The sequence below is a fragment of the Paracoccus niistensis genome, assembly GCF_042432925.1.
In the GTDB taxonomy this organism is placed as follows: Bacteria; Pseudomonadota; Alphaproteobacteria; order Rhodobacterales; family Rhodobacteraceae; genus Paracoccus; species Paracoccus niistensis.
In genome coordinates, this window is the sequence record NZ_JBHLWE010000056.1 from 1 (window position 1) to 12,810 (window position 12,810).

General features: G+C 67.0%; 10 protein-coding genes. 9 read left to right on the plus strand and 1 reads right to left on the minus strand.

Annotated features, from left to right (window positions below):
* Positions 1-540: 540 nt before the first annotated feature.
* Positions 541-1,746 carry an ABC transporter substrate-binding protein gene (locus ACFFII_RS16955; protein ID WP_377700049.1) on the plus strand — a complete coding sequence of 402 codons (1,206 nt, stop codon included), beginning with the start codon at positions 541-543 and terminating at the stop codon, positions 1,744-1,746.
* A 115-nt stretch (positions 1,747-1,861) separates the two neighbouring features.
* Positions 1,862-3,421, plus strand: coding sequence for a class I adenylate-forming enzyme family protein (locus ACFFII_RS16960; protein ID WP_377700050.1), 1,560 nt, complete (start codon positions 1,862-1,864; stop codon positions 3,419-3,421).
* A gap of 74 nt (positions 3,422-3,495) precedes the next feature.
* On the opposite strand, the gene ACFFII_RS16965 is transcribed toward ACFFII_RS16960, so the two are convergent.
* Positions 3,496-4,017, minus strand: a complete 522-nt coding sequence (locus tag ACFFII_RS16965; protein ID WP_377700052.1) for a MarR family winged helix-turn-helix transcriptional regulator — start codon at positions 4,015-4,017, stop codon at positions 3,496-3,498.
* A 187-nt stretch (positions 4,018-4,204) separates the two neighbouring features.
* Between ACFFII_RS16965 and ACFFII_RS16970 the strand changes: the two genes are divergently transcribed.
* From ACFFII_RS16970 to pcaF, 7 genes are all read left to right on the plus strand, one after another.
* Positions 4,205-4,972, plus strand: a complete 768-nt coding sequence (locus ACFFII_RS16970) for an SDR family NAD(P)-dependent oxidoreductase (RefSeq protein WP_377700054.1) — start codon at positions 4,205-4,207, stop codon at positions 4,970-4,972.
* A 13-nt stretch (positions 4,973-4,985) separates the two neighbouring features.
* A complete protein-coding gene (gene badI / locus ACFFII_RS16975) occupies positions 4,986-5,786 on the plus strand; it encodes a 2-ketocyclohexanecarboxyl-CoA hydrolase (RefSeq protein WP_377700055.1) in 801 nt (266 codons plus the stop codon).
* 64 nt (positions 5,787-5,850) lie between these two features.
* The gene (aliB, locus tag ACFFII_RS16980; protein WP_377700056.1) at positions 5,851-7,011 is read left to right on the plus strand and encodes a cyclohexanecarboxyl-CoA dehydrogenase; all 1,161 of its coding nucleotides are present in this window, start codon (positions 5,851-5,853) and stop codon (positions 7,009-7,011) included.
* A gap of 38 nt (positions 7,012-7,049) precedes the next feature.
* Positions 7,050-8,702, plus strand: a complete 1,653-nt coding sequence (gene aliA / locus ACFFII_RS16985) for a cyclohexanecarboxylate-CoA ligase (RefSeq protein WP_377700057.1) — start codon at positions 7,050-7,052, stop codon at positions 8,700-8,702.
* Positions 8,699-9,460: an SDR family NAD(P)-dependent oxidoreductase gene (locus ACFFII_RS16990; RefSeq protein WP_377700058.1), complete on the plus strand. Its 762-nt coding sequence runs from the start codon at positions 8,699-8,701 to the stop codon at positions 9,458-9,460. The genes aliA and ACFFII_RS16990 overlap by 4 nt, the downstream gene beginning before the upstream one ends.
* Positions 9,461-9,473: 13 nt before the next feature.
* Complete coding sequence (locus tag ACFFII_RS16995) at positions 9,474-11,519, plus strand: FAD-dependent oxidoreductase (RefSeq protein WP_377700059.1); 2,046 nt, start codon at positions 9,474-9,476, stop codon at positions 11,517-11,519.
* Between the two features lie 10 nt (positions 11,520-11,529).
* Positions 11,530-12,732, plus strand: coding sequence for a 3-oxoadipyl-CoA thiolase (gene pcaF, locus ACFFII_RS17000; protein WP_377700060.1), 1,203 nt, complete (start codon positions 11,530-11,532; stop codon positions 12,730-12,732).
* Positions 12,733-12,810: the final 78 nt, after the last annotated feature.

Consider the following 12,810-nt stretch of genomic DNA (forward strand, 5'->3'; position numbering starts at 1 on the left):
GCCAGGTCTCCTCGCCACCTCAGCATCACGCACATAACCTGAAATCAATGGGTCCTGACCCTAGGGCATTCCGATCCAAGGCGACATGAAGCTATCGCCCCGCTCGCATGGCGCGACCGACTCGATGGCGTTCTTCAGGCTGACGGGAGCCGGCAGTAGGGCGCCGCCCACCACGTCGTTCGGACGGGGAATCTCCGGGACCCGACTGCCGCTTGGCAGCCTGCCGGACGCAATCCTGCCGGCGCCAAAAATGACAATACGGCGACTTATTCTGAAGTATCGCAAGGCTATTACCCGCTCTGGACAGGGTGTTGGATTCTGGCAAGTATAGGCAGGCTTAGCAGTTTAAGTCTCCGGTAACTTCGGTCTTTTACCTTGAAGAGTGAATGGGAATGCTGTCTTCCCGCTAAAGGAGAGATGGCACGAGTATGCCAAAAAACACATCAAGATGTTGACGTGTTTTTGCCTGTGGATTACCCTTGCGATTGTCTTGGGCAGCTCGACCCAAGGTAGAGGCAGTTGCATCGGGGAGGATGTGGGTTGCTCAGGAAAATCGAAACGCACGTTTTGGCGGCCAGCCTTGTGCTTGGGGTCAGCCCCAGCCTGGCTGAAGACATCAACATCAAGATCGGCGTGCTGAACGATCAGTCGGGGATCTACTCCGACCTGGCGGGCATGGGCTCGGTCGTTGCCGCCAAGATGGCGGTCGAGGATTTCGACGGCGCCTCGAAAGGCATCAATGTCGAGGTGCTGGCGGCGGATCACCAGAACAAGCCGGATGTCGGCAGCAACATCGCGCGCGACTGGTTCGACCAGCAGGGCGTCGACGTCATCTCGGACGTGCCGGGATCGGCAATCGCGCTCGCGGTCAGCGACCTCGCCCGCGAGAAGGGCCGCATCCACCTGAACTCGGGTGCGGGCACGGCCGAGCTCACCGGCGCCAAGTGCTCGCCCAACACCGTGCACTGGACCTACGACACCTGGGCGCTGGCCAACGGGACGGCGCGCGCCCTGGTCCAGCAGGGCGGCGACAGCTGGTTCTTCATCTCGGCCGATTACGCCTTCGGCAAGGCCATGCAGCAGGATGCCTCGGCGGTCGTGGAAGCCTCGGGGGGCATGGTTGTCGGCTCCGCCGCCCATCCGCTCGGCACCAGCGACTTCGCTTCCTTCCTGCTGCAGGCGCAATCCTCGGGCGCCAAGGTCATCGGCCTGGCGAATGGCGGCGGGGACACGATCAACGCCGTCAAACAGGCATCCGAGTTCGGCATCATGCAGGGCGGCCAGTCGGTGGCCGCGCTTGTGGCCTTCATCACGGACGCCCATTCCCTGGGGCTGCAGACGGCACAGGGACTGGTGCTGACCGAAGCCTTCTACTGGGATCAGAATGACGAAAGCAGGGCCTGGTCCCAGCGTTTCGCCGAAGCTCACAGGGGGCGGATGCCGACGCAGGTTCATGCCGGGGTCTATTCCTCGATCATGCACTACCTCAATGCGGTTGAGGCGGCGGGCACCAAGGAAGCCTCGGCGGTGATGGCCAAGATGAAGGAAACGCCCATTGACGATCCGCTGTTCGGCAAGGGCGAGATCCGCGCCGACGGGCGCGCGATTCACGACATGTACCTGTTCCGCGTAAAGTCGCCGGAAAACTCGACGGGCGAGTGGGACCTTTACGAGACGGTCGCGACGATCCCGGCGGCCGAGGCGTTCCGCCCGCTTTCCGAAGGCGGCTGCCCTCTGGTGCAGTGACGCGACAGGATTCCGCCCTCTGCCGTGCCTGAGGGTGAGAACCCACACGAGAAAACGGAAGCGCCGGCAGGCGCCTCCTTCCTGTGCCGCATCCATCAACCCTTGAGGATCCGCCATGCAGACGCTTGGAATGATGCTGGAGACCACGGCGCGTTGGTTCCCTGACAAGCCGTTCGTCATCTTCGAAGGCGAGAGCATCACCTATGCCGAGTTCAACCGCCGGGCCGCCCGGCTGGCGGGGCTGCTGGCCAGCCTCGGCGTTCGGAAAGGAACGCCCGTGGGCCTATTTTTGCCCAGCACGCCCGAGGTCGCGGTCGCCTATCACGCCTGCCAGAAGATCGGCGCCATCGCGCTGCCGGTCAGCGACAGCTACAAGTCCTCGGAGGTCGAGGCACTGGGCCGCAAGACGCAAATGCCGGTGCTGATCTGCCGGACCGAAGGCGTGCCGGTCGTCGAGGCCGTGCGACCCTCGTTGCCCGACCTGCGGCATGTTCTCGTGGCCGAGGGTGACGCGCCGGAATGGGCGATCGCGCTGTGCGACGAGTTGCCGAAGTGGCCGGATGTTTTCGCGCCCGTGCCCGTCGATCCCGAGGATGTGGCGGCCATCTTCTTCACCTCGGGGACGACCGGACTGCCCAAGGGCGCGATGCAGACGCACCGCTCGATCTATCACGCCCTCCGGGACACCCATTCGCACCAGAAACTGCGCTGGCAGCAGGAACGATTCATGTGCGCGGTGCCGCTGTTCAACAATTTCGGTGCGACGGTCATGCTGAATGGTTGCCTTTATGCGGCCGGCACCCTGATCGTGAACAGGAAGTGGGACACGGGCGCGATCCTGTCGCTGATGACCGAGCACCGCGCGACCTTCTTCGCCGGGACGCCGACCATGTTCGCCTATCTGCTGGATGGGCATGATCCGGCGCGCCATGACATGGGCGGCCTGCGCCTTTGCATGGCGGGCGGGGCGCCGCTGCTGCCCGATGTCCAGGCGCGGTTCGAGGCGACCTTCGGGGTGCCGCTGGTGAACGCCTACGGGGCAAGCGAGCTGTGCGGCATCTGCACGACCGAGGCGCCTCAGGGCCATCGCAAGCCCGGATCGGTCGGCAGGGCGATGGGCAGCGCGGTCATCTCGATCCTGGACGATGCGGGCGATCCGCTGCCAGCCGGACAGCCGGGCGAGATCTGCGTGGCAGGCGACCTGGTCGGGGCCGGATACTGGCAGGATGCCGAGGCGACGGCCGCCGCCTTCACCAGCCAGGGCTGGCGAAGCGGAGACGTGGGCATGCTCGACGAGGACGGGTTCCTCTACATGCTGGACCGCAAGAAGGACGTCATCATCACCGGCGGCTCGAACATTTTCCCCGCCGAGGTCGAGGCCGTCCTAGCGTCGCATCCCTCGGTCGCCCTGGTGTCGGTGGTCGGGGTGCCGGATGCCGTCAAGGGCGAGCTGGCGGTCGGATGCATCATCGCCCGCGAGGGTGCGGAGATCTCCGGCGAGACGCTGCTGTCCTTCTGCCGGGACCGGCTCGCTTCCTACAAGGTTCCCCGGCGCATCGAGTTCTTCGACAGCTTCCCCTTGGGTCCGACGGGAAAGATCCTGAAGCGGGAAATCGTGGAAAGCCTCGCGTCCAGACGCGGGGACGCGCACCGGGATTCCGTCAGGGCCCACTGACTGGAAAGGAGTTGGCACCGTTCCGCGGGGCCAACTGACTGCCATGGGAAGGATCGGGAACGGGACTCCTGCGGTCAGTCGCTCTCGGTCCCGCCCTGTTCCTGCTCAAGCGCGATGAAGTTGTTTCGCAGCTTCTCGAGGTAGTGCATCGCCGCGATGATATCCGAGTTCGAGAACTCCGCCAGCGAGGCCTGGTAGAACTCGTTGATCTGCGGCTGCATCGCGGCCCATCTCTGCAATCCCTCGTCAGTCAGGCAGATGAAGCGCGAGCGCTTGTCGCGCTCGTCCACCGTCCGGGTGATCAACCCGCGGGCTTCGAGCCGTGACAGCACGCCGGTCAGGTTCTGGCGGCTCACCATCAGCAGGCCGGCAAGATCGCCGACCGAGATCCCGCCCTGACTGCGCGGGTCGGCCAGCGCGCCGAGGATCGCCCATTGCTGCGTGGTCACGCCATGATCCTCAAGGGCGCGAGTGCCGGTTTTGTTCAGCAGGTTGGCGGTCTGGTACAGCCGGAAGAACAGCCGGTTTCGCAAGCCTGCAGTCAGGGCATCGACGGCGGCAGTGTCCTGGGCCGAGGAGGCTGAGCGGCTGTTCATGTGGGACTCCTGAATCGCACGGGATTGATCAAGACCATGACCTTATCAGTAAACATGTTGACACAAATGATGCCGGCTGGCAAATGTCGTGATAGCGAGAATCAAGGCACCTATCTTTGCTGCGCCGCAGAAAAACCTGCTTCTGTAACGTGCGTCGGGTGCAAGGCGAACAGGGTCGAGGATCATCATGCGCGGACTCAATGATAAAGTGGTTGTCGTAACTGGCGGCGGTGGCGGCATCGGATCGGCGACCTGCGAACGGTTCGGCGAGGAGGGCGCGCATGTCGTCGTCGCCGACATCAAGGCCGAGGCAGCGCAAACGGTGGTGGACCGCATCACGGCTGCCGGTGGCAAGGCGTCCTCCATGGTCGTCGACCTGACCGATCCGCAAGCCGTGCGTGCCGCCGTCGGGAAGGTCGAAGCGGAAATCGGCCCGATCGACGTGCTTGTCAACAATGCCGGCTGGGATCTTTTCGTCCCCTTCCTCAAGTCAGAGCCCGACTACTGGTTGAAGCTGATCGACATCAACCTGAAGTCGGTGCTGAACATCACCCATCCGGTCGTTGCCCGGATGGCCGAGCGCAAGTCTGGCCGGGTAGTCAGCGTGGCCTCGGATGCCGCCCGCGTGGGCTCGTCCGGCGAATCCGTCTATGCCGCCTGCAAGGCCGGCGTGATCGCCTTCTCGAAGACGCTGGCTCGCGAACATGCGCGGCAGGGCCTGACCTTCAACTGCGTCTGCCCCGGCGTCACCGACACGCCGATGCTGGACAGCTTCATGGAAGCCGCGGGCAACAAGGAAAAGCTGCGCGACGCCTTCACCAAGGCCGTGCCGCTGGGGCGGCTCGGGCGCCCCGAGGATCTGCCGGGCGCGATCCTGTTCTTTGCCTCCGACGACGCCGCCTTCATCACCGGACAGGTGATCTCGGTGTCCGGCGGCCTGACGATGCACGGCTGAGGGAGAAGCCATCATGACCGACATGACCTATGAAGACATCCTGTTCGACAAGAAGGACGGGGTCGCCACCATCACCATCAACCGTCCTGACAAGATGAACGCCTTCCGCGGCCAGACGGTCGAGGAGATCATCCACGCCTTCAACCTGGCGGGCTGGGACAAGGAAGTGGGCGTCATCGTGCTGACAGGGGCGGGCGATCGCGCCTTTTGCACCGGCGGCGACCAGTCGGCCCACGAAGGGCAGTATGACGGGCGTGGCACCATCGGCCTGCCGATGGAAGACCTGCACTCGATCATCCGCGACGTGCCCAAGCCCGTGATCGCCAAGGTCCGCGGCTATGCCATCGGCGGCGGCAACGTGCTGTGCACGATCTCGGATTTCACCATCGCCGGCGAAAGCGCCCAGTTCGGGCAGGTCGGCCCCAAGGTCGGTTCGGTCGATCCGGGCTATGGCACCGCCTTCCTGGCCCGTGTCGTGGGCGAGAAGAAGGCCCGCGAGATGTGGTACCTGTGCCGCCGCTACAAGGCGCGCGAGGCGCTGGAGATGGGTCTTGTCAACGCCGTCGTGCCCGACGACCAGCTGGACGCCGAGGTCGATCGCTGGTGCGCCGAGATCCTTGAGAAGTCGCCTACCGCCATCGCCATCGCCAAGCGGTCCTTCAACATGGACACCGAGCACCAGCGTGGCATCGCCGGCATGGGGATGTATGCGCTGAGCCTTTACTACGACACCGACGAGTCGAAGGAAGGCGGCATCTCCTTCAAGGAAAAGCGCAAGCCGGACTTCCGCAAGCACTACATGCGCAAGGGCTGATGCCGGCGTGGCCGCCGGTCCGTCCGGCGGCCCCGTGTTCCAACGACTCTAGGGGGCAAGGTCTATGTCAAGGACCGTTTTCGACACCGAGGAACTGGACCAGATCCGCGATCTTGCGCGCCGCTTCGCGCAGGACCGCGTCGCGCCAGGCTACAAGGCGCGCGAGCGCGCGGGACGCATGGACATGGACCTCGTGCGCGAGATGGGCAGCCTCGGCCTGATCGCACCGGAACTGCCCGAGGAATTCGGCGGCATGGGCGCGGGCACGATCTACGCGGGCGCCATCATCGAGGAAATCGGACGCGCCGACTTCACATTCGGCTACGTTCCGCTGCTGGCCTCGCTGAACGGCCAGATCCTCGCGCAGTTCGCCAAGCCCGAGATCGCGCGGGACTGGCTGACAAAGCTGACGGCCGGCGAGATCATGCTGGCCATTGCGCTGACCGAGCCCAAGGGCGGATCGGACGCCGCAAACCTCGGGCTGCGGATGGAGCGGGACGGCAGCCATTACATCCTGAACGGCGAGAAGACCTCGATCTCGGCCAACCAGATCGCCGCCGGAACGGTCGTCTTCGCCCGCACCGGGCGCCCCGAGGATCGGGCGCGGGGGGTTACCGCCATTCTCGTGCCGATGGACCTGGACGGCATCACGACCTCGAAGTTCGACAACCTGGGCCAGAACTCGGTCGGCCACGGCTCGATCTGGTTTGACAACGTGCGGGTGCCGGCCGAGAACCTGCTGGGCGAGGAGGGCCGGGGCTTCGCCCAGGTCATGCAGGGCTTCGACTTCTCGCGCTCGCTGATCGGACTGCAGTGCATTGGCACCGCGCAGCAAAGCCTCGACGAGACCTGGGCCTATGTCGGCGAGCGCAAGGCCTTCGGAAAGCCGCTCGGCGCGTTCCAGGGCGTCAGCCACCAGCTGGCCGACTTCGAGACGAAGCTGGCGGCCGCGCGGCTGCTGTCGATGAACGCGCTGTGGCTCAAGGACAACAACCTGCCGCACACGGCCGAAGCGGCGATGACCAAGTGGTGGCCGCCGCTGCTGGCTTATGAGGCGATCCATGCCTGCCTGCTGATCCACGGCCATGCGGGCTATGCGGGAGACCTGCCCTTCGCGCAGCGGCTCAAGGACGTCCTTGGCCTGCAGATCGGCGACGGCACGGCGCACATCATGAAGAACATCATCGCGCGGGAACGCGCCGGACGCGAGGCGGTCACCGGCTGAGGAGAGCCGCGACCGCGATCTGCAAGAGGGGGAGAGCCATGAAATTCGACGCCATTCTGATCGAGCCTCGACGCGAGGCCATGGTCCGCGCCGGCCACTGGCGTAACAAGACCGTCAACGACTATTTCGAGGCGGCGCTGGCCGAAAAGCGCGACCAGCTCGCGCTGAGCTCGATCACCGTGGCCGAGGGCACGCGGCGCGACTTCACCTGGGCGGAACTCGACCGCATGGCGAACCGCGTGGCCGTGGGCCTGACGCGCCTTGGTGTCGAGCGCGACGACGTGGTGTCCTGCCAGCTGCCCAACAGCTGGCAGTTCGTCGTGACCTATCTCGGCTGCGCACGGATCGGGGCGGTGTTCAACCCGGTGATGCCGATCTTCCGCGAACATGAACTGTCCTTCATGCTGCGCCACGGCGAGTCCAAGGTCTTCATCGTTCCCAAGGTCTTCCGCGGCTTCGACCATGAGGAAATGGCCGAGGGGATGCGCCCCGATCTTCCCGAGCTGCGCCAGATCGTCGTCAACAAGGCCGAGGGCGAGAACAGCTTTGACAGGCTTCTGGCGAACCCGGATTTCGACCACGACCCGGATCTGCAGCGGATCGTGACCGCCAGCCGCCCCGGCCCGAACGACGTGAACCAGCTGATCTACACCAGCGGCACGACCGGAGAGCCGAAGGGGGTGATGCATACCTCGAACACCATGTATTCGAACCTCATCCCCTATTCCGAACGGCTGGGGCTGACGGCGGATGACGTGATCGCCATGGCCTCGCCCATGGCCCACCAGACCGGCTTCATGTACGGGCTCTTGATGCCGGTCTTTCTCAAGGCGCGCTCCATCCTGTTCGACATGTGGGACAAGCGGCTGAAGGGGCAGATGGTGCAGGACGATGGCATCACCTTCACCATGGCCTCGACTCCCTTCCTGATGGACCTGACGAACGCCGTCGAGGAACACAAGTTCGACAGCAGCTCGCTGCGCATCTTCCTGTGCGCCGGGGCGCCGATCCCCGGCGCGGTGGTGGAGCGCGCGCGTCAGGTGATGCCGACCACAAAGGTCGTCTCGGCCTGGGGCATGACCGAGAACGGCGCCGTGACGGTCGTGGACCCGAACGACGACGACGAGCGCTCGATCAACACCGACGGCTTCGCCCTGCCGGGCATGGAGATCCAGATCCGCGACGAGCAGGGCAACACCTGCAAGCCCGGCGAGCAGGGCGAGCTTTACGTCCGCGGCTGTTCCAACTTCGGCGGCTACCTCAAGCGGCCCCTGCTGAACGCGACCGACGATGAGGGCTGGTTCGACACCGGCGACATCGCGCGGATGGACGATCGCGGCTATATCCGCATCGCCGGGCGGTCCAAGGACATCATCATCCGCGGCGCCGAGAACATTCCCGTGTTCGAGGTCGAGGGCGTCCTGTTCAAGCACCCCGCCATCCACCAGGTCGCCATCGTCGCCTATCCGGACGAACGACTGGGTGAACGTGCATGTGCCTTCGTCACGTTGAAACCGGGTGCCAGCTTCGACTTCGACGAGATGCAGCGCCACCTGCGCGAGTACAAGCTGGCCATACAGTACTGGCCCGAGCGGCTGGAGATCCGCGAAACCCTGCCCGCCACGGCCTCGGGCAAGATCCAGAAATTTGCACTGCGGAAGATGCTGCGCGAGGAACTGGAGCAGGCATGACCGGGGCACCGCTTGCAGGCCGCATCGCCGCCGTGACCGGCGCCGGCGGCCCGATGGGCCGGGCCGTCATCGACCGGCTGGTCGCGGACGGGATCGCAGGGCTTGCGCTCACCGATATTTCTGGGCGGCGGCTGGAGGAAACCGTGGCGGCGCTGGCGGACTCGGGGGTGAAGGTCGCGAGCCTGCGCGGCGACGTGACCCGCGCCGACGAGGCCGGAACCTTCGCCGAAGCTGCGCTGGGGCTGGGGCAGGTGGACATTCTCATCAACCTCGTCGGAGGTCTGCGCTCGCCCCGCCTCTACACGCCCTTCCTCGAGATGACCGAGGACCAGTGGCGGGCGACGATGGACCTGAACCTGATGCCCGGCTTCCACCTGATCCGGGCCTTCGCGCCGGGCATGCTGGAGAGCGGCTGGGGCCGCATCGTCAACGTGGCCAGCATCGTCTTCGGCGGCGAGGCGGGACAGGCGGATTACGCGGCCGGCAAGGCTGCGGTTGCCTCGCTCACCCGCAGCCTCGCGGCCGAGTTCGCTCCCGCCGTGACTGTCAACTGCGTGGCGCCGGGCCTGACCCGCACCTCGGTCACGCAGAACATCCCGCCCGAGGAGGCCGAGCGGCTGGTCGCCCAAAGCATGATCCGCCGCATGGCCGATCCCGAGGAGACCGCGGCCGCCATCGCCTTCTTCCTGCGCGATGACTCCCGATTCCTGACCGGCGAGATGCTGTCGGTATCCGGGGGCATCCGCCCGCATCTCTGAACGGAGGTCCTACGTGACTGTCAGCCATTCCCTGCAGGGCACTTCCTTTCTCATCACCATCGACAACCCGCCGGTGAACGTGATTTCGGCGGAGGTGCGGCGGGGTCTGATGGCGGCGCTGGATGCGGCGGAGGCCGCGGGCGTGGCGCGCATCGTTCTGACCGGGGCGGGGCGGGCCTTTGTCGCGGGGGCGGATGCGCGAGAGTTCGACGCGGCGCCGGTCCCGCCGCATCTGCCCGAGGTGCTGGCGCGGGTCGAGCGGCTGCCCGCGATTGCCGCGATCAACGGCGCGGCGCTGGGCGGGGGGCTCGAGATCGCGCTGGCCTGCCGGATGCGGATCGCCGCGCCCGGTGCCACGCTGGGGCTGCCAGAGGTGACGCTGGGGGTGGTGCCCGGCGCGGGCGGGACGCAGCGGCTGCCGCGACTGATCGGGATCGAGCGCGCCGTGGGGCTGATCGCGGAAGGCCGGGTGGTGAAGGCCGACGAGGCGCTGTCGCTCGGTATCGTCGATGCGGTCGAGGCCGACCCGCTGGCGGCGGCACTGGCCATCCCGCAGGACCGGCTGGAGGCCACGCCATCCCTGCGCGACCGTCCCGTGCCGGTGCCCGCCCCTGAGGCGGTCACCGCCGCCCAGGCCATGGCCGCGAAGCGCATGGTCGGGCAGGTCGCGCCGCCCGAGGCGATCGCCCTGGTCGAGGCGGCGGCGGAGCTGCCGCTCGACGCGGGGCTGGCCCGCGAGCGCGAGACCTTCCTGCGCCTGCGCTCGGGCGAGCAGGCGGCGGCGCTGCGCCATGTCTTCTTCGCCGAACGCGCCGCCACGGGCCGTGCGCCCAAAGGGGCCGAGGCGCGGGAGATCGACACGGCCATCGTCGTCGGCGGCGGCACCATGGGTGCGGCCATTGCCTATGCGCTGGCTGGGATCGGCATCAAGGTCACCCTGATCGAGCAGGACGAGGCCGGGGCGGAACGTGCCCGTGCCAACGTCGCCCGCCTTTATGCCGATGCCGTCCGGCGGGGCCGGATGACACAGGCCGAGGCCGACACGCGGCTGGCCGAACGGCTGACCTTCCGCGCCGGCTACGACGACCTGCCCCCCGCTGACGTCGCCATCGAGGCTGCTTTCGAATCCATGGAGGTCAAGCGCGCCATCTTCGCGGCGCTGGACAAGGGCCTGCCCGCGACGACGATCCTTGCCACCAACACCAGCTACCTCGACGTGAACGCGATCTTCGAAGGTGTCAGCCATCCCGGCCGCCTAATCGGCCTGCATTTCTTCGCCCCCGCGCACGTGATGAAGCTGCTCGAGATCGTGCGGGCCGAGACGACCTCGGACGCCACCCTCGCCACCGCCTTCCGGCTGGCCGCGCGGCTGCGGAAGATCCCCGTTGAGGCGGGCGTCTGCGACGGCTTCATCGGCAACCGCATCCTCACCCGCTATCGCCAGACCACCGACCTGATGCTGCTGGAAGGCGCCATGCCCGCGCAGGTCGATGCCGCGCTGGAAGGCTGGGGCATGGCGATGGGGCCCTACGCGGTGCAGGACCTGTCGGGCCTCGACATCGCCTATGCCAACCGCCAGCGGGAGGGGCTCAGGGACAGGCCCGGCATCCGCTATGTCCCGATCGCCGACCGCTTGGTCGAGGAGTTGAAGCGCCTCGGCCGCAAGACCGGGGCAGGGTGGTACGACTACCCCGAGGGCGGCAGCCGCCAGCCCTCGGCCGTTGTCGAGGCGCTGGTGGCCGGGGAAGCCACCGCCCGGCGCGACTGGACACCCGAGGAGATCGCGGAATGCGCCGTCCTGTCGATGATCGAGGAGGGTTTCCACATCCTCGACGAAGGCATCGCCCGGCGTCCCGCCGACATCGACCTCGTGCTGGTCCACGGCTACGGCTTCCCGCGCTGGCGGGGCGGGCCGATGCACCATGCCGACCGCCTGGGCCTGCCCGCCGCCCTCGACCGCATCCGGGAGCTTGCGGCGCAAGACCCGCTGTCCTGGCGCGTGCCGCCGCTGCTTGACCGCCTTGTCTCCGAGGGCCGCACCCTCGCCAGCCTGAACTGAGGAGCCGCCCATGGCCGACGCCTTCATCTGCGACTATGTCCGCACCCCCATCGGCCGGTACGGCGGCGCCTTGGCGGCTGTCCGCGCTGACGACCTCGCCGCCGTGCCGCTGGCGGCGCTGATCGCCCGCAATCCCGGCCTCGACCCGGCGGCGGTCGAGGAAGTCTGGATGGGCTGCGCCAACCAGGCGGGCGAGGACAACCGCAACGTCGCCCGCATGGCGCTGCTGCTGGCGGGCCTGCCCGACACCGTACCGGGGGTGACGGTCAACCGGCTCTGCGGCTCGGGGCTCGAGGCGGTGGCCGCGGCCGCCCGCGCCATCCGCGCGGGCGACATGGAACTGGCCTTCGCGGGCGGGGTCGAAAGCATGTCCCGCGCGCCCTTCGTGATGCCCAAGGCCGAGACGGCCTTCTCGCGCACGGCCGAGATCCACGACACCACCATCGGCTGGCGCTTCGTGAACCCCCGGATGGCCGAGCAGTACGGCACCGACTCGATGCCCGAAACGGCGCAGAACCTTGCCGACGAGCTGCAGATCCGGCGCGAGGACCAGGACATCTTCGCGCTCCACTCGCAGAACCGCGCGGCCGCGGCGCAGAAGAACGGCCGCTTCGCGCAGGAGATCGTTTCAGTGACCGTCCCGCAGGGCCGCCGGGACCCGATCGAGGTCACGCAGGACGAGCACCCGCGCGTGACCACCCTCGAGCAACTCGCCAAGCTGCGCCCGATCACCCGCAGGGACGGCTCGATCACGGCGGGCAACGCCTCGGGCGTGAACGACGGGGCAGCGGGGCTGATCGTGGCCTCGGAAGCCGCCGCGAAGCGCCACGGCCTGACCCCCATCGCCCGCATCGTCGCAGGTGCGAGCGCAGGCGTCACCCCGCGCATCATGGGCATCGGCCCGGTGCCCGCCGTCCGCAAGCTCATGGCGCTGGCCGGGATCACGCTGGACGATCTGTCGGTGATCGAGCTGAACGAGGCCTTCGCCGCCCAAGCCCTGGCCGTCACCCGCGACCTTGGCCTGCCCGACGACGACCCGCGGCTGAACCCCAATGGCGGCGGCATCGCACTGGGGCACCCCTTGGGCATGTCCGGCGCCCGCATTGCCGGGACCGCCGCGCTTGAACTGAAGACCACCGGCGGCCGCTATGGGCTTGTCACCATGTGCGTCGGCGTCGGCCAAGGCGCCGCACTGCTGATCGAACGCGTCTGACGCGAGGAGAGGAGAACCACCATGAAGATGGACCGCATCGGCAGCTTCCGCTGGGAAGATCCCTTCCTGCTGGAAGAC

Bases quoted from the DNA above. Each gene is read 5' to 3' on its own strand.
- ACFFII_RS16990 (WP_377700058.1), top strand. From the start codon at position 8,699: ATGACCGGGGCACCGCTTGCAGGCCGCATCGCCGCCGTGACCGGCGCC.
- aliB (WP_377700056.1), top strand. From the start codon at position 5,851: ATGTCAAGGACCGTTTTCGACACCGAGGAACTGGACCAGATCCGCGAT.
- pcaF (WP_377700060.1), top strand. From the start codon at position 11,530: ATGGCCGACGCCTTCATCTGCGACTATGTCCGCACCCCCATCGGCCGG.
- ACFFII_RS16965 (WP_377700052.1), bottom strand. From the start codon at position 4,017: ATGAACAGCCGCTCAGCCTCCTCGGCCCAGGACACTGCCGCCGTCGAT.
- ACFFII_RS16960 (WP_377700050.1), top strand. From the start codon at position 1,862: ATGCAGACGCTTGGAATGATGCTGGAGACCACGGCGCGTTGGTTCCCT.
- badI (WP_377700055.1), top strand. From the start codon at position 4,986: ATGACCGACATGACCTATGAAGACATCCTGTTCGACAAGAAGGACGGG.
- ACFFII_RS16970 (WP_377700054.1), top strand. From the start codon at position 4,205: ATGCGCGGACTCAATGATAAAGTGGTTGTCGTAACTGGCGGCGGTGGC.
- aliA (WP_377700057.1), top strand. From the start codon at position 7,050: ATGAAATTCGACGCCATTCTGATCGAGCCTCGACGCGAGGCCATGGTC.